Here is a 16,069-nt window from a genome sequence, read left to right as displayed (position 1 = left end):
GCTATCAAGCTATCAAGCTATCAAGCTATCAAGCTATCAAGCTATCAAGCTATCAAGCTATCAAGCTATCAAGCTATCAAGCTATCAAGCTATCAAGCTATCAAGCTATCAAGCTATCAAGCTATCAAGCTATCAAGCTATCAAGCTATCAAACTATCAAACTATCAAACTATCAAACTATCAAGCTATCAAGCTATCAAGCTATCAAGCTATCAAGCTATCAAACTATCAAACTATCAAACTATCAAACTATCAAACTATCAAACTATCAAACTATCAAACTATCAAGTTATTAAGTTATTAAGTTATTAAAACGCGTAAATGACCCTCATGCTAAAAAAATTAATGGCTCAGATAAGCTCGAAGGAAAGCACGCTAGCATCTCTCTCCCGTCGGACCCAACTTAAGGTGCTGATCAAAGGTGCTTGAACACGATTATCGCAAAGCCAGTTCCGATCGGACGCGTTAAGAATTGGCCGGAAAGTTCCAAATCCCACCATCACAAAACTCCTGCAATGGAGTCATGGATGCAAGGCTCATCTAAGGCGGAAAAGCGTAGGCAACAGCTTGACGTCTTACGCGAAAACCCAAGCCAGAGTGGTAGAAAGATGACGATGATCATTCTGCACGACGCCGTTTATTGACCCCGTCAGCTCGAGCTAAATTTTCGGTCTAGGTATTCGACATAGGCAGAGGGATCGTTATTCGAAAGGCCGAGGCGGTCCAGTATCTGGCTGCGTGTCAATGACCGACCGTGGTTCCAGACCGCCTCTTTCAGACTATGTCGGAGTGGTTCGAGATTGCCTTCGCTCACCGCCATGGTGACGGATGGTTGTTTCTGATCAAGGTGGCACATCAGCTGTGCAGCGGTGACGTTACCGATTGTGTAGGTTGGAAACGATCCGATGTATCCGGACGACCAATGGACATCCTGCAAACATCCGTTGGCGTCGCTTTCGATCTCGATCCCCAAGTCCGATTTCATCGCCCGGTTCCAGGTGTGGGGAATATCGGCCACCTGCAAACTGCCGTCCATCAGAGCCATTTCGATCCGGACACGCAGCATGATGTGCAAGTCGTAGGTCAGCTCATCGGCCTCGACCCGGATGGGCCCCGGCTCGACCCTATTAACGGCGGCCAGGAACTCTTCAGTCGTGACGTCGGAAAGCTGCTCAGGGAAGGTATCGCGAAGACGCGGGAAGTGCGCATGCCAGAAGGCCGGGCTGCGCCCGACGTGGTTTTCCAACAGACGAGACTGGCTTTCATGCATGCCGAAACTGGTGCCGCCAACGGCATAGAGCCCGATCATGTCCGTGGCAAAGGCGCCTCTCGTGTGGACAGGATCGACGCCCTGCTCGTAGAGCGCATGACCGACCTCGTGGATGGTGCCGAAGATCGACATCGGTAGATAATTCCGCGGCCAGCGCGACGTGATGCGGACGTCGTTTCGGGTAAAGCTGACCTCGAACGGATGAACAGCAGTATCCAGGCGCCCGCGGTCGAAATCGTAGCCAAGGGCACGGGCGGTCTCGGTCGCGAATTGCTGCTGAAGCTGCGGATCGAAGTCCCGATAGAGGAAATCCGTGCGGGGTTTTGGTCGAGCGCGCGCGCGATCCAGGATGGGAAGAATGCCCGCACGAAGGCTGTCGAACAGCGTCCCCAGACTGGCAGCCGTCTCGCCTGGTTCGAACACCTGGACCATCGGATCGTAAGGATGGCCCTGATGGCCAAGCGCATCGGCAGTCTGGCGTGCCAAGGCCACAACCCTTTCCAGATGTGGCTGGAAGAGCGAAAAATCGCCTTGTGCGCGTGCTTTGGCCCATGCTGCGCCTGCAACCGTCGCATGCTGCGCCTTGGCCTGCAGCAGTTCCGCAGGCAGGCGGGCGTGATGGTCGATGGCCTGCCGCACGGCCTCGGCCTGGGGGTCATCGCCAGCTGCATCGACCGCATCCCGCATGGCCGGGTCGAGGATCATCTGCCGCGCAATACCCATCAGTGTCGCAACCTGATGGCCGCGGGTTTCGGCACCGCCTGACGCCATTTGCGTGCGCGCATCCCAATTGAGGATGTTGACCGTGCAAAGAACGTCGTTCAGCCGTCCGATCCGGGTCTGAAGATCAATGGTCATGCGGCACCTTTCTGCATTTCGACTCCGCCGTCGTTCAGATGGCAGGCCACCGTCCGGGCCGCTCCGGCCTCGGTCAGCCGCGGGACCTCGGCCCAACAGCGCGGCCCGGCGAAAGGGCAGCGCGGATGGAAGGCACAGCCCGGCGGCGGTGCGATCGGGGATGGGATCTCGCCCTTGATCGCCTCGAACCGGCCACGGCCCGTGCCAACGGTCGGGATCGAGGCAAACAGCGCCCGCGTGTAAGGGTGGCGGGGATCCGCATAGAGCTGATCGGCCGGCGCTAATTCGACCAGTCGGCCCAGATACATGATCGCCACGCGGTCGCAGACATGGCGCACGACCGACAAATCGTGGCTGATGAACAGCGCAGTCAGGCCAAGGTCGTGACGCAGATCCATGAACAGGTTCAGCACCTGCGCCTGGATCGAGACATCCAGTGACGCCACCGCCTCGTCCAGCACAAGCACCTCGGGTTCCATCGCCAGCGCGCGCGCGATCGCGATCCGCTGACGCTGCCCACCGGAAAACTGATGCGGCAGTCGGTCGGCATAGGCGCCCTCCAGCCCGACCTGCTCCAGCAGGGCGCGGATGCGGGTGCGCACCTGATCCGCAGGAATGATGCCGTGGTAACGCGGGCCTTCGGCCAACGTCTCGCCAACCTTCATCCGGGGGTTCAGGCTGGCGAAAGGATCCTGATGGATCATCTGCACCTGCGTTGTCAGCTTGTGGATGTTGCCCCGGCGTTCATCGGCGACAGGCTTCCCATTCAACGTCACGCTTCCCGAGCTGGGAGCATGAATGCCCGCGATCACCCGGCCAAGCGTCGATTTCCCGCAGCCGGATTCACCGACGATGCCCAGAACCTCGCCTTTCGTGACCTCCAGCGACACATCGGTCAGCGCATGCACCGTGACGGGCTTGCCACCGCCCGTGAACTTGCCAGCCAGGCGCTCTGCCAGTCCGGGCGTGCGGGTGAACCGCTTGGAGACGGCATCTATCTTGAGGATGGGATCTGTCATACGCGCTCCAGCGGGTGGTGGCACAAGACGGCGTGCCCGTCGCGGACATCCAGCGGCGGCTCTGTGCGGCACAGCTCGGAAGCGCGGGGGCAGCGGGGCCGGAACGGGCATCCGTCTGGCAGACGAGAGAGCTGTGGCGTCGATCCGGGGATCTGCGGAAGCTTGCGCCCCGGTTCATGTCGGGCGGGGATCGAGTCGAGCAACCCCTGGGTGTAGGGATGCCGCGGGCCCCCGATCACTTGCTCAGCCGTTCCGCGTTCGACGATGCGGCCCGCATACATCACGCAGATATCGTCAGCCAGGCTGGAGACGACGGCAAGATCATGGGTGATCCAGACGATGGCGGCGCCGGTGGTGTCAGCCAGCTCGCGCACTTCGGCCAGGATCTGGCCTTGGATCGACACGTCCAGTGCCGTCGTTGCCTCGTCTGCGATGATGACCGAGGGGCTGTGGAGCAGCGCCATGGCGATGGCCACCCGCTGACGCATGCCGCCGGACAGTTGGTGCGGATAGGCCTTGAGGCGTTCCGCAGGGGACGGAATGCCCACCACCTCCAGTGCCTTCCGTGCATGTTCCAAGGCATCCGATTTGGACATGGCTTGATGCACACGCACCGCCATCGCCATCTGATCGCCCACCCGCAGGACCGGGTTCAGGGTCATCATTGGATCCTGGAACACCATCGCGACCTTGCGGCCACGCATCTTGCGCAGGTCTTCCTTTGAGAGCTTCCGCAGATCCACGCCGTCGACCAGAACGGCGCCTGCCGTTACCTCGCCCGGTGCATCTATGAGGCCCAGGATCGAGAAGCCGGTGACACTTTTGCCAGACCCGCTTTCGCCCACAAGGCCCATGATCCGGCCGGGCTGCACGGTGAAGCTGACATCGTTGACCGCCGTGACATGGCCTGCTCGGGTCTCGAACCGCGTGGTCAGACCCTTGACGTCGAGTGCGGCGGTCATCGGCTGTTCCTCGGGTCGATCACGGTCCTGACCTGATCGCCAACCAGGTTGATCGCCACGACCGTGATCATCAGGAAGACGCCGGGATAGATGGACAACCACGAGCGGCCCGCATGAATGTATTTGAAGCCGTTTGAGATCAGCGACCCTAGCGACGGCTCTGTCAGGGGCAGGCCCACACCTAGAAAGGACAGCGTCGCTTCGAGCGAGATCGCGCTGGCGACCTGCACCGTCGCCACGACGATCAGCGGGGGCAGGACGTTGGGCAGCAGATGCTTGAACAGAATGCGCCGGGTCGGCAGCGGAGTCGATCGAGCGGCCTCGATGTAGTCCTTGCGGCGCTCGACCGACGCGGCGCCATGCGTCGTGCGGGCGAAATAAGCGTATTGTGCAACGACCAGAGCCAGGATGATCTGCGGAACGCCCTGCCCCAGAACCGCGGCCATGACCAGCGCCAGCAGGATCGCCGGCATGGAAAGCTGCAGATCCACGATCCGCATCAGCAAAGCCTCGATCCGGCCACCGAAATAGGCGGATGTCAGACCGATGCTGATCCCCAGGGTCAATGCCAGGGCCCCTGCTGATATTCCGATCACGAAACTGGTGCGCAGCCCGTAAAGGATTGCCGAAAGCATATCGCGCCCGGCATTGTCCGTGCCCAGCAGATGCACATAACCGCCCGATCCTGCGGTCCTGGGTGGCAGGAAGGCATCCAGCCAGTCCAGTTGCGCTAGATCATAGGGATCTTGTGGCACCAACCAAGGCGCTCCAAAGGCTGCGACCAGCAGCGTCACGATGACCGCCAATGCGGCAACCGCGACCCAGGACCGTCGATAATCGGACCAGAAGTTGCGCAGCCGCATGACCCGCGTCTCGACCGGCGCGGCAGAGGGAACGGCCAGAACGTTTCCGATTTGGGCCATCACGAGCCTCCCTTCAGACGGACGCGGGGATCAAGGCGCGCATAGATCAGGTCGACGACCAAGTTGATCATCACGAACAGCAGCACGACCATGACGAGGTAGGACACCATAACCGGCCGGTCCAGTTGCAGGATGCTGTCGATGATCAGCTTGCCCACGCCGGGCCAGTTAAAGACCGTTTCGGTGACCACCGCAAAGGCCAAGGTCGAGCCCAATTCCAGTCCGAAGACGGTGACCAGCGGGATAGAGATGTTGCGCATGATATGACCGAACACGATCTGCCGGTCCGGCAGCCCCTGCGCGCGGGCAAAGCGGACGTAATCTGTGCCCATCGCCTCGACCATGCCCGCGCGGGTCAGTCGGATCATCAGGCCCATCTTGAACAGCGACAGGTTGATGGCCGGCATGATCACATGCGCCCAGCCATTGCTAGTCGCCAACGATGTGTCGAACCACAGGAATTGCCCGACCTCGCCGCGACCGCCCGACGGCAGCCATCCCAAATTGACGGCGAAAGCCATGATGAGCAGCATGCCGATCCAGAACGTCGGCACGGAAAATCCAAGCACGGACAGGGCCATGATCAGCTTGGCCGCAATGCTGTTGGGACGGTAGCCTGCATACATCCCTGCAGGAACGCCGATCAGCGTGGCGATACCAACTGATACGAGGACCAGTTCAAGCGTTGCCGGCAAACGCGAGAAGACAAGCGACGTGACCGGAATGTTGTAGACCATCGAGCGGCCCAGATCGCCTTGGAATACGTTGCTAACAAAGGTGAAATATTGTTGCCACAGCGGTTGGTCGAACCCGTATTGTCGGATCAGGTTCTCGCGAATCTCCTGGCTGGCACCGGGATCGATCATCACGTCGATCGGATTGCCGATCGCGTAGACGCCGACGAAGACGATGACCGACATGACGAACACGACCATCACCGCCTGTATCAGGCGGCCGACAAGATAGCCAAACATCACAATCCCCCGTTTCGTCAGTGCCGCCCCGATACCGCATAGCGGCAGTCAGGGATCAGTGGCGCGCGGCGGGCCAAGGAATTGGGCACGCCGCGCAGGCTTTCAGATCGGATCACTCTTTCGGCGTGATCGCGTAAGCGCGGGTTTCCTGGTCGACGCGGGGCGTGAAATCGACCATGTCGGCCTTGGACGCCCACACGCTCTGCAGGATGACGGTGGGGATCAGGGCGCGATCCTCCATCGCGATCTCGGACGCCTGCTCATACAATTCGCGGCGCGTATCCGGATCCAGGGTCTGGCTGCCCTCGCTGAAGATGCGGTCGAACTCGGGGTTCGAATAGCCCGAGCGGTTGAAGTTGCCAAAGCCCTTTTCCGCGTCCTGGGTATGCACCAGCGCGCCGTAGGTATAGGCCGCCTCGCCCGTCAGCGTGCCCCATGCGGACATGGTCATCGTGTATTCCTCGCGCTGCGCGGCGGGAAAAAAGACCGTGCCGTTCAGGGCCTGTGCGTTAACTGTCAGACCAAGTCGCGACCACATCTGTGCCAGTGCCTCGCAGACCACCGCGTCGCCGGGAACCCGGTTGTTGGTGCAGGTGAAATCGATCTCGAAGCCGTCGGGATAGCCGGCCTCGGTCAGCAATGCCTGCGCTTGTTCGATGTCGTAGGCTGGTGCCGGGATGTCGGAGGAATAACCGAAGAACCCCTCGGGCATCAGCTGATTGGCCGGCGTGCCCAGGCCCTCCAGCACGACATTGACCAGAACCTCCCGATTGATCGCCAGATCCAGCGCCTTGCGCACCCGCACGTCCTGCAATGGATTGCCCTCGACCTCCTCGCCGTTGACGCGGATAGGCTGGGGTTCCTCGTCCTTCACCGACGGCGCAATGTTCAGGATGTAGATCGAATCCGACACGAAGGTGTCAAGACTGCTGTCTGCCTGCATCGACAGGTAATCGGTAGCCGGCACATAGTTAATCATGTCCACCTGGCCGGATTTCAGCGCCGCAACACGCGCGGCGTCGTCGGGGATCTCGCGGCGCGTCACCGTTTCCCAAGCAGGCGCCTCGCCCCAGTAGTTGTCGTTGCGTTCGACGACCATGTCACCCTTGGGCTGCCAGCTGACGAATTTGTAAGGGCCGGTGCCGATGGCCTTCTCGCCAGAGTTGAACTCTTCGTTGCCGGCTTCCATACCCGTTTCCGACGGCACCACAAACAGACGCGTGAAATCGTTCGGCAGGGACGGCGCCATGCCGTTGGTGGTGATGCGCAGAGTGTAATCGTCGACGATTTCGACCGTGTCGACATACTTGGTATACAGCGTCATGGGCATTGGGCCCGTCACGGCGGGAATGCGCTCGATCGAGAACTTGACGTCTTCGGCGGTAAAGGGGGTGCCGTCGTGGAAGGTCACGCCCTCGCGCAGCTTGAACTCCCAGGTGGTGTCATCCACCGCGGTCCAGCTGACGGCAAGTCCCGGCTGCAACTGCAGCGTCTCGTCTGCATCGACCAGCGTGTCAAAGACGTGACGCAGCGCCTCGGCTTGGCTTCCCAAGGTAGACCAATGCGGGTCGATTGAATCCGGCCCCGCACGCAGACCGATTGTCAGATCTTGCGCCATGACGGCCGGCGCAGCCGCCAGCAAGGCGATGAAAGCGATTCCCGAGCGAAGAGCATTCCTAGCCATTTCCGAACCTCACCTGTTATCATTGACTGTAACACTAGAAGCCATTCTTTTTGCACGTCAAGAATTTTCGGTTACGTAATTGTCGTCAGCCTGCCATTTGAGCACACTAAGGTGCTTTTCGCTTTCACCATCCATTGCAAAAATTACCCTTGAGAGACTAGCTGTTATCATTCAATGATACGGTATGAGCGCACCTCTTGCCCCAGATCTGGACGCCGCCCTGCAGCGGATTGCCCAAGCCATCGACGCGACCTCTTCGGTCCCGGTCTCCGTGCAGCTGCGCGGAGCGCTTGAATATGGGATCGCCGCGGGTGACATTCCGTCCGGCAGTCGCCTGCCGTCGGTCAGAAAGCTTGCGGCGACATTGAGATTGTCTCCGGTGACGGTCAGCAATGTGTTTGCCGCTTTGCAGGAGCGTGGGCAGATCGAGGGGCGGATCGGATCAGGCACCTTCGTCACCGATCGCGGCATTCCCTGCGCCACCCGGACCCGCCAACTGGCCGCATTGGAGCGTCAGATCGCGTCTCTTGTCGCAGCCGGGCGCGAACTGGGCTTATCCGCACAAGATATTGCATTCCGGGTGACAATGGCTGCGACTGCCACCCCGCGTTCGCTGCGTATCATGGTGCTGGGCACCTTCAGTGACGCCACCTCGGCTTATGCCCAGGATCTGAAACCGTATCTTGGCGGCGATGACGTCGTGATACCTTGGACGACAGACCGCCGCGACGACATCCCCCCCCAAATTGACCTGATCGTCTCACCTCGCACACTTGCAAGCCAAGCAGGCGAACTGTTTCCCGGGATCCCCCAGATCAGCATGATCCTTATTCCAAACGAGACGACACGCGTTGCCCTTGCGGGCATCCGACCGGATGCGCGCGTGCTGCTGGTCTCGTATTTCGACGACTTCCTAAGCGTTCTGAAGGCCGGGGTCGCCCGGTTCGCCCCGCACTTGGGCCGCGTGACCACCGTTTCGCGCACTGCCGATGATCTGGATCACCTGCTGCGAGACTGCGACGTATTGATTCACGCGACCGGAGCCGAATACCTCCAGAATGAGGTAGGGCCCGCGCAGACGGTGATCGAATACCGCCACACCCCCGACAGCCACGCGGTGCAGACACAGCTTCTGCCGGCGCTCGAAACGCTACGGACGGCCGCAACTATCAAAGGAGAGACCCCATGAGAATTTCCGAAAGCTCCTGGTTCGACATCGAGGCCTATCTGAAAACGGATGACCGCTGTATCCTGCCTTTAGGCAGCACAGAACAGCACGCCCATCTCAGCCTGTCAGTGGACTCGATCCTGTCGGAGAAGATTGCCACCGATGCCGCTACCCCGCTTGGCGTTCCAGTCTTTCCGGCAGTGCCCTATGGACTGACACCGTATTTCATGGCGTTTCCCGGCACCGTGTCGCTGAAGCTGTCGACCTATGCGTTGCTGGTGCGCGACATTCTAGACAGCTTGTATGACACAGGCTTCCGCCGCGTCCTGATCGTGAACGGACACGGGGGCAATAGCCCGGTGCAGCCGGTCTGCGCCGAATGGATGCAGGCCCGTCAAGGGGCGCGTTGCCGGTTCCATGACTGGTGGCGCGCGCCGCGCACCTGGGCGGCGGTGCAAGCGGTCGATCCCGTGGCATCACACGCATCCTGGATGGAGAATTTTCCATGGACCCGGCTGGAGGGTCGTCCCGTGCCGCCGGAACAGAAGCCCTATGTCGACTTCGACCGGCTGCGCGACCGGGATGCGCAAGGCGTGCGTAATTTGATCGGGGACGGCAATTACGGCGGTCATTACCAGAAGCCTGACGACCAGATGGAGGGCATCTGGCAGGTCGCCGTCGCGGAAACCCGCGAACTTCTGGAAGGGGACTGGACATGACCGCCACCGAACCCGTCCTGATCTGGGGCGCCGGGGCCATCGGCGGGATCCTGGGTGCCTATGCCACCCGCGCGGGCCACGCGGTGCAGATGGTCGACATCGAAGCCGACCATGTCGAGGCCATGCGCACTGGCGGGCTTCGTATTGAAGGGCCCGTCGAGGAATTCGTGCAGGTTCTGGCGGCTCAGACCCCCACCACGCTGACGGGCACCTATCGCCAGGTGATTCTGGCCGTGAAGGCGCATCACACGCCGCAAGCGATGCAGATGCTGATGCCGCACCTTGCGTCCGACGGCTTTGTCGTCTCGGCGCAGAATGGCCTGAACGAGCGCGTGATCGCCGACATGATTGGTCCCGATCGAACAGTCGGCTGCTTCGTCAACTTTGGCGCCGACTGGCTGGAGCCGGGACGCATTCTCTATGGCAACCGTGCGGCGGTCGCCTTGGGTGAACTGGACGGCACCCCCAGCCCGCGCGTGCAAGCACTGCACGCCCTGTTCGCGCTGGTCGAACCCGAAGCGGTCATGACCGACAACATTTGGGGCTATCTGTGGGGCAAGATGGGTTACGGGTCGCTGCTGTTCGCCACCGCGCTGACGCCAGAATCGATGTCCGACGCGATGGATCCCGCGCAGTGGCGTCCCGTCTATGCAGCCCTTGGCCACGAGGTGATGCGGCTGGCCCAGGCCGAGGAAGTCACGCCCTTGGGATTCAACGGTTTTGATCCGGATGCATTCCTTGCGCGCGACACAGGACGAATGGACACCTCCATCGACGCCATGGTTGCACATAACCGCAAGACGGCGAAGACCCATTCCGGCATCTACCGCGACCTGGCGGTCCGCAAGCGCAAGACCGAGGTCGATGCGCAGGTCGGCGTCCTGATCGAGATCGGTCGCGGACATGGCATACCGACGCCCGCCCTGTCGCAACTCTGCGACCTGATCCACGGCATCGAGAATGGCACCGAGACGCAGTCGACCGCGCTTCTGGACCGGATGGTGGCGCCATGCAGCTGACCTTGGCAGGACAGGTCTTTGCGGTCACCGGCGCAGCCCAGGGTATCGGTGCGGCCATCGTTCAGTCCCTTGCAGGGTCCGGAGCGACCGTGGCCGCCATGGACATCGATGATGCCGGGCTGCAGCCGCTTGCCGATCTGCCCGGCGTCACCTGCCACGCGGGCGACCTGGGCCGCCAGGACGGCGCTCACGTGCTGTGCGAAGCAGTGTTGGACCGGCACACCCGGGTGGACGGGCTGATCACCGCCGCCGGTGGCGTGCGTGGGCAAGTGGGTCGGCCACTCGATCAGGTGGACGAAGCAGACTGGCGGGTCATTTTCGCGGCCAATGTCGATGCGGTCATGTGGTGCGCGCAGGCGCTGACTCCCGGAATGAAGGCTGCGGGATCCGGACGGATCGTGACCATCTCGTCGGGGGCGGGGCTGAAGCCCAGCCTGACGGGCATCCAGGCCTATACCGCCGCAAAGCACGCCCTTATCGGGCTGACTAAGCAACTGGCGCTGGAACTGGGGCCGTCGGGGATCACCGTGAATTCGGTTGCGCCGGGGTTCATCCTATCCAACCCCTCGACCGAGCGACAGTGGCAGGCCTTCGGCCCTGACCGGCAACAGCGCATTATCGACAGCATCCATCTGCGCCGCCTCGGCCAGGCTGACGACATCGCCAATGCTGTTGCGTTCCTGTGTTCGCGGCAGGCGGACTGGATCACCGGGCAGATCCTGCAGGTGGACGGAGGGCACGGATGATGAGCCCACATGAATGGCCCGAGGATGTCTGGCGCGCCAAGGTCGGTGCGGTGCGCGCGGGTCGCAATCTGCTGCCGGAGCGCTGGCCGGGCGGCGCTCGCTGTGCGGTGGCCCTGTCATTCGACAGTGACCACGAGACGAACGAGCTGCGCGACGGCGGCAATTCCGTGGCCCGCCTAAGTTGGGGCGAATTCGGCGCACGCCGCGGCATTCCCCTCATCCGCCAAGTGCTGGACCGCCATGGCGTCAAGGCGACTTTCTTCGTGCCGGCGGTCGCGGCGCTGCTGCATCCGGACGAACAGCGCAGCTTGGCGCAGGATGGGCACGAGATCGGCCAGCACGGCTGGATCCACGAGCTGAACACGACGCTGGACGCCGCAACCGAGCGCGATCTGATGATGAGCGCTGCCGACACGCTGGAACGCGTCAGTGGCCAACGCCCGGTCGGCATGCGGACGCCATCTTGGGATTACAGCCCCGCGACTCTGTCGATCGCGCGCGAGATGGGGCTACTTTACGACAGCTCGCTTTTCTCGGACGACGATCCTTACGAGCTTTTGCAGGATGGCCATCCCACCGGGTTGGTCGAGCTGCCCGTCGAATGGATCCGCGATGATGCTGTCTACTTCATGATGAACCGGTTCGGGGCACAGCGCCCCTATACGCCGCCCGCGGATGTGCTGGATATTTTCCTGCGCGAGTTCGAGGGCGCGCATGCAGAAGGCGGGCTGTTCCTGCTGACCATGCACCCGCATGTCACCGGATATCGCAGCCGCATTTTCATCCTCGAGCAATTGCTGGAGCGCATCGTCGACAAGGGCGATTGCTGGATCGCCACCCATGCCGAGATTGCAGCCTACTGCGCCAGACAGGCGGGACTGACCAAGGGGGCTACCGAATGACCAAGTTCTCACTCGCGGTGCATGGCGGCGCCGGCACGATCCTGCGCCACACCATGACGGACGATCTGGAGGCCCGCTATCACGCCGGTCTGCGCCGCGCGCTGCAGGCCGGGCATGATGTCCTATCGCAGGCAGGCACCGCCCTGGACGCCGTCACGGCGGCCGTCTGCGTGCTGGAAGACGAACCGCTGTTCAACGCCGGTCGAGGTGCGGTCTTCACCTCGGAGGGTCGGCAAGAGATGGACGCCGCAGTCATGGACGGGGCCACGCGCAAGGCGGGCGCCGTCGCGGGCATCATGGGACCGCGCAACCCGATCCTGGCCGCACGGGCGGTGATGGAGCGGACCGACCACGTCCTGCTGATCGGCCCCAATGCCCTGCAGGTCGCACGTGACGCCGGCCTGTCGTTCGAGGATGCGCCCTATTTCTTCACGCAGCAGCGTTGGGATGCCCTGCAAACAACGTTGGAGATGCGGCGCAACGGTATCGATGACGCCGATCCCGCCCGCCGCCATGGGACTGTGGGTGCCGTAGCACGCGACACGCACTGCAATCTGGCAGCTGCCACGTCGACCGGCGGCATGACGGCCAAGTCGCCCGGACGCGTTGGAGATACCCCGCTCATCGGTGCGGGCACCTACGCAGATAACAACACCTGCGCGGTGTCCGGCACCGGTCACGGCGAAATCTTCATCCGGTGGCACGCGGCCTCAGAAATTGCGGCTCGGATGCGCCATGCAGGCCAGAGTCTGGCAGAAGCGGCTCACCATGTTGTCATGCACGACCTTGGATCAAACGACGGATCTGGAGGCATCATCGCCGTCGATGCTCAAGGGAACTTGTCCCTCCCATTCAATTGTGAAGGGATGTATCGAGGCACTGTCACTCAGAAATCCGACTTCAGGACGTCAATTTACCGCTGATAATAATGCTGCGATGCGGGAGGTCCGCGACCGTCCCTGACGGGGGTGCTTTGGGCGGTATGCGGCCTGACGGCGGTGCGGCGAACCAAAGGCTTCTCGGCGCAAAAGCGGTCATTCGCCGCCGGCGCCTGGTCCTTCGCGAAGGGCGTAAAGCGGCGATCCGGTGGTTCGGCAGGGGCTTATGGCATCATTCAAAAGCGGACATTCGCAGCACTTGCAGTGATGCGACACACTTGCCGAGCGGAAAGCAGAAGGTCGCTGCGGTCTACATGGATGTTAGCGATTTGACGACCTTTCGCGCATTAACTCGCGTTAGACATGGCCGGGAAAGCATCCTACCTTGGATCATCCGTATTAGTTGAGGCGCCCCATGAAACTAAGTTCCGCCCATGTCACCAATTATCGCAGTATTCTTGATTCCAATTCCGTCAAAATTGGCCAGTCAACCTGTCTGGTAGGAAAGAACGAGGCGGGTAAGACCGCTTTCTTGAAGGCGCTCGAAGGCATCAACTCTACAGACAGGGATTACAATTCATACAACAAAACAGAGAACTACCCGCGGCGCTTCCTGGCCGAATACGCCGAACGACATGGCGATGGTGAAGCCAAAGTCGTTGTCACCCGCTGGGAGTTAGAAGACAAAGAAACGGCACTTTTGATCGATGAATTTGGCGCGGACGTCGTAACCGGGAATGAGGTGGCGATTGAAAAATCATACGGTCAGAAGAATACAACTTGGAATGTGCCGATCGATGAACGAAAGCTTATTGCAAAACTAATTATTGATTTTGAATTAGATGAGGCAGATGCGAAAAATATCAAAGATTGCACTAATACGTTCGCCGTAGCCTACCGCTTATCTAAAATGGACGAGCGATCCGAGGGTCAGCAACATCTCCTAGACGCGATTAAAAAGTATCGAGGCGAGAGCGCTTCTAATAAGGCAATAGATATTCTCACAGATAAAATACCAAAATTTCTATATTTTTCGCACTACGACCGAATGTCAGGTGAAGTTTCGATCAATCAACTGGCACATGACAAGCAGCACGGTGGAATCAAAGACGGGGATCAGGTATTTCTTGATTTCTTGGAATACGCAGGGACCAATTTGGACGAGCTGACAAGCGCGACAAAATTTGAAGAAATGAATGCCAAGTGCGAAGCGGCTGCAAACCGGATCACGGATCAAATTTTTGAGTATTGGACGCAGAACGATCAACTAGAAATTGACGTTCGTTTGGACGAGGGTAAGAAAGAAGACCCCGCACCATTCAATAGTGGTCCTGTCGCGCGGGCGCGTGTCAAAAACAATCTACATCGCGTCACGGTTCCGTTTTCAGAAAGATCAGCTGGCTTCATATGGTTCTTCTCGTTTCTGGTGAAATTTGCGCAGATCAAGAAGCACCAGGGCGATGTGATTATTCTGTTGGACGAGCCGGGGCTAACCCTTCACGGCACCGCACAGAAAGACCTGCTGCGCTATTTCCGTGAAGAACTAGAGCCGAAGCATCAAATAATATTCTCGACGCACTCGCCATTCATGGTGCCTGCCGAAAATCTGGCGAGTGTCCGAACGGTCGAGGATGTGGTCAAGCGTGACAAGCGAGATCGCTCATATTCGGAAGGGACCAAGATTCGACCTGACGTGCTGACCACTGATCCGCAAACGAACTTCCCTGTCTTCGGTGCGATGGGCTTTGAGGTCACACAGGGTCTCATTATCTCGCCCAACACCCTGCTCGTAGAGGGGCCAAGTGACATCCTATATCTGCAGGCCTTGTCAAAGAAGCTGCAATTGCTTGGGCGTCCTCACCTAGATCCGAAATGGGCTATCTGTCCTTCCGGGGGCATCGACAAGGTTCTTCCCTTTGTGAAGCTGTTCTACGGCAATAAATTGAACGTCGCCGTCATGACAGACTTTGACCGTGGGCAGCGCCGTAAGCTCGATGACCTCTATAAGGCCGAATTGCTAGAACGGGAGCGTATTATCCTAGCCACGGAAATCGCCAATCAGGACGAAGCGGACACCGAGGACTTCTTCGATACCGCTTTCTTTGTAAATCTAATCAATGCAACTTATGACCTGAAAGGGAAGGACAGACTTTCAGCCATGAAGTTGAACGAGGCGGATGAGCGTTCGTTGCGCGCCGTTAAAAAAGCAGAGGCCTATTTCCGATTGCTGCCTGACACAATCCCAACTTTCAGTCACTACGATCCGGCTTATCATCTACTGACGCACCCCGAACTGCTGGATGAAAATGACAAGTCAGTTCAGAGGACGCTCGACACATTCCAAGTGGCGATTGAGCGTATCAATGCCCATATTTAAGGAGCCAGGTCTTAGCACGCAAAAAAACCTGCTTTAGCACATTGTCGAAATGTGGCCATTGCCGAAACGCGACGAACGTCGGTCAAACGGATTTCTAGTGCAGTATGTAAACATCGTTCTCCGAGTCCAATCGGGGCCAAGCGCGTCGCCATTGTCAAAAAGGCGGAAGAAGAAGGCATCCGGTGCCAAGCACGTCGATGTCAGTCGTTTGTAGTTTAGTATCCAGCCCAGAGCAGGACACCGCATATTTCTTTATTGGATAACATTATAGTGTGTTAGTTAAATTCAATACTCATTCATAACATCCCCGCGGATCTCCGCAAAAAAGGCCATCATCTCATGCGTCTGCCGCTTCCTCAAATTCGTTGCCTTGTTTAGAACACTGCGAGATGTCGCTATATTTCGCTTTGGGTCGTAAAAAACGATATCTAGTTTATCCATAGCGTAACGGCCCGATTGCTACCGCGGACCGTTTTCCTTGACGCGCGCGATGATGTCTGGGTCTTCGACGAAGTCTTCGAGAAAGTCGCTCCAGTGCTCCGGAGAGCGCCTTGCATCACGGAGCATGTC

Annotated in this window: 14 protein-coding genes; 8 read left to right on the top strand and 6 right to left on the bottom strand. The window is 59.5% G+C overall.

Translation table 11 applies throughout. The features are described from left to right. Positions 1-312, top strand: a 312-nt coding sequence (locus FA743_RS20515) for a hypothetical protein (RefSeq protein WP_211242326.1), incomplete at its 5' end; no start/stop codon positions are given. A 337-nt stretch (positions 313-649) separates the two neighbouring features. On the opposite strand, the gene FA743_RS18805 is transcribed toward FA743_RS20515, so the two are convergent. From FA743_RS18805 to FA743_RS18780, 6 genes are all read right to left on the bottom strand, one after another. Continuing rightward, complete coding sequence (locus FA743_RS18805; RefSeq protein WP_136887611.1) at positions 650-2,128, bottom strand: carboxypeptidase M32; 1,479 nt, start codon at positions 2,126-2,128, stop codon at positions 650-652. Continuing rightward, on the bottom strand, positions 2,125-3,147 hold the full coding sequence (locus FA743_RS18800) for an ABC transporter ATP-binding protein (RefSeq protein ID WP_136887610.1): 1,023 nt from the start codon (positions 3,145-3,147) through the stop codon (positions 2,125-2,127). The genes FA743_RS18805 and FA743_RS18800 overlap by 4 nt, the downstream gene beginning before the upstream one ends. Then, entirely contained in the window at positions 3,144-4,109 is a 966-nt protein-coding gene (locus FA743_RS18795) for an ABC transporter ATP-binding protein (protein WP_136887609.1), read from the bottom strand. The genes FA743_RS18800 and FA743_RS18795 overlap by 4 nt, the downstream gene beginning before the upstream one ends. Then, positions 4,106-5,032 carry an ABC transporter permease gene (locus FA743_RS18790; protein WP_136887608.1) on the bottom strand — a complete coding sequence of 309 codons (927 nt, stop codon included), beginning with the start codon at positions 5,030-5,032 and terminating at the stop codon, positions 4,106-4,108. Before FA743_RS18790 ends, FA743_RS18795 begins: the two co-directional genes overlap by 4 nt. Then, entirely contained in the window at positions 5,032-6,006 is a 975-nt protein-coding gene (locus FA743_RS18785; protein WP_135817326.1) for an ABC transporter permease, read from the bottom strand. Before FA743_RS18785 ends, FA743_RS18790 begins: the two co-directional genes overlap by 1 nt. 112 nt (positions 6,007-6,118) lie before the next feature. Further along, on the bottom strand, positions 6,119-7,690 hold the full coding sequence (locus tag FA743_RS18780; RefSeq protein WP_136887607.1) for an ABC transporter substrate-binding protein: 1,572 nt from the start codon (positions 7,688-7,690) through the stop codon (positions 6,119-6,121). A gap of 184 nt (positions 7,691-7,874) precedes the next feature. On the opposite strand from FA743_RS18780, the gene FA743_RS18775 reads away from it, so the two are divergent. The 7 genes from FA743_RS18775 (at position 7,875) to FA743_RS18745 (ending at position 15,499) form a co-directional block, all read left to right on the top strand. Then, entirely contained in the window at positions 7,875-8,879 is a 1,005-nt protein-coding gene (locus tag FA743_RS18775) for a GntR family transcriptional regulator (protein ID WP_136887606.1), read from the top strand. Next, on the top strand, positions 8,876-9,577 hold the full coding sequence (locus FA743_RS18770) for a creatininase family protein (RefSeq protein ID WP_136887605.1): 702 nt from the start codon (positions 8,876-8,878) through the stop codon (positions 9,575-9,577). The genes FA743_RS18775 and FA743_RS18770 overlap by 4 nt, the downstream gene beginning before the upstream one ends. Continuing rightward, positions 9,574-10,596, top strand: a complete 1,023-nt coding sequence (locus FA743_RS18765) for a ketopantoate reductase family protein (protein ID WP_136887604.1) — start codon at positions 9,574-9,576, stop codon at positions 10,594-10,596. The genes FA743_RS18770 and FA743_RS18765 overlap by 4 nt, the downstream gene beginning before the upstream one ends. Next, positions 10,587-11,342, top strand: a complete 756-nt coding sequence (locus tag FA743_RS18760) for an SDR family NAD(P)-dependent oxidoreductase (protein WP_136887603.1) — start codon at positions 10,587-10,589, stop codon at positions 11,340-11,342. The genes FA743_RS18765 and FA743_RS18760 overlap by 10 nt, the downstream gene beginning before the upstream one ends. Continuing rightward, a complete protein-coding gene (locus tag FA743_RS18755; RefSeq protein ID WP_246055055.1) occupies positions 11,342-12,244 on the top strand; it encodes a polysaccharide deacetylase family protein in 903 nt (300 codons plus the stop codon). The genes FA743_RS18760 and FA743_RS18755 overlap by 1 nt, the downstream gene beginning before the upstream one ends. Further along, complete coding sequence (locus FA743_RS18750) at positions 12,241-13,167, top strand: isoaspartyl peptidase/L-asparaginase family protein (RefSeq protein WP_136887601.1); 927 nt, start codon at positions 12,241-12,243, stop codon at positions 13,165-13,167. The genes FA743_RS18755 and FA743_RS18750 overlap by 4 nt, the downstream gene beginning before the upstream one ends. Positions 13,168-13,537: 370 nt before the next feature. Continuing rightward, on the top strand, positions 13,538-15,499 hold the full coding sequence (locus FA743_RS18745; protein ID WP_136887600.1) for an AAA family ATPase: 1,962 nt from the start codon (positions 13,538-13,540) through the stop codon (positions 15,497-15,499). The last annotated feature ends 570 nt before the right edge of the window (positions 15,500-16,069 follow it).

It is taken from the genome of Paracoccus gahaiensis (assembly GCF_005048225.1).
In the GTDB taxonomy this organism is placed as follows: domain Bacteria; phylum Pseudomonadota; class Alphaproteobacteria; order Rhodobacterales; family Rhodobacteraceae; genus Paracoccus; species Paracoccus gahaiensis.
Note: the sequence above shows the minus strand (reverse complement) of the source record. Positions and strands in the feature narration are given on the sequence as shown.

Coding starts and splice junctions, on each gene's coding strand:
- FA743_RS18760 (WP_136887603.1), top strand. CDS start 10,587: ATGCAGCTGACCTTGGCAGGACAGGTCTTTGCGGTCACCGGCGCAGCC.
- FA743_RS18745 (WP_136887600.1), top strand. CDS start 13,538: ATGAAACTAAGTTCCGCCCATGTCACCAATTATCGCAGTATTCTTGAT.
- FA743_RS18790 (WP_136887608.1), bottom strand. CDS start 5,032: ATGGCCCAAATCGGAAACGTTCTGGCCGTTCCCTCTGCCGCGCCGGTC.
- FA743_RS18750 (WP_136887601.1), top strand. CDS start 12,241: ATGACCAAGTTCTCACTCGCGGTGCATGGCGGCGCCGGCACGATCCTG.
- FA743_RS18755 (WP_246055055.1), top strand. CDS start 11,342: ATGAGCCCACATGAATGGCCCGAGGATGTCTGGCGCGCCAAGGTCGGT.
- FA743_RS18780 (WP_136887607.1), bottom strand. CDS start 7,690: ATGGCTAGGAATGCTCTTCGCTCGGGAATCGCTTTCATCGCCTTGCTG.
- FA743_RS18800 (WP_136887610.1), bottom strand. CDS start 3,147: ATGACAGATCCCATCCTCAAGATAGATGCCGTCTCCAAGCGGTTCACC.
- FA743_RS18785 (WP_135817326.1), bottom strand. CDS start 6,006: ATGTTTGGCTATCTTGTCGGCCGCCTGATACAGGCGGTGATGGTCGTG.
- FA743_RS18795 (WP_136887609.1), bottom strand. CDS start 4,109: ATGACCGCCGCACTCGACGTCAAGGGTCTGACCACGCGGTTCGAGACC.
- FA743_RS18770 (WP_136887605.1), top strand. CDS start 8,876: ATGAGAATTTCCGAAAGCTCCTGGTTCGACATCGAGGCCTATCTGAAA.
- FA743_RS18805 (WP_136887611.1), bottom strand. CDS start 2,128: ATGACCATTGATCTTCAGACCCGGATCGGACGGCTGAACGACGTTCTT.
- FA743_RS18775 (WP_136887606.1), top strand. CDS start 7,875: ATGAGCGCACCTCTTGCCCCAGATCTGGACGCCGCCCTGCAGCGGATT.
- FA743_RS18765 (WP_136887604.1), top strand. CDS start 9,574: ATGACCGCCACCGAACCCGTCCTGATCTGGGGCGCCGGGGCCATCGGC.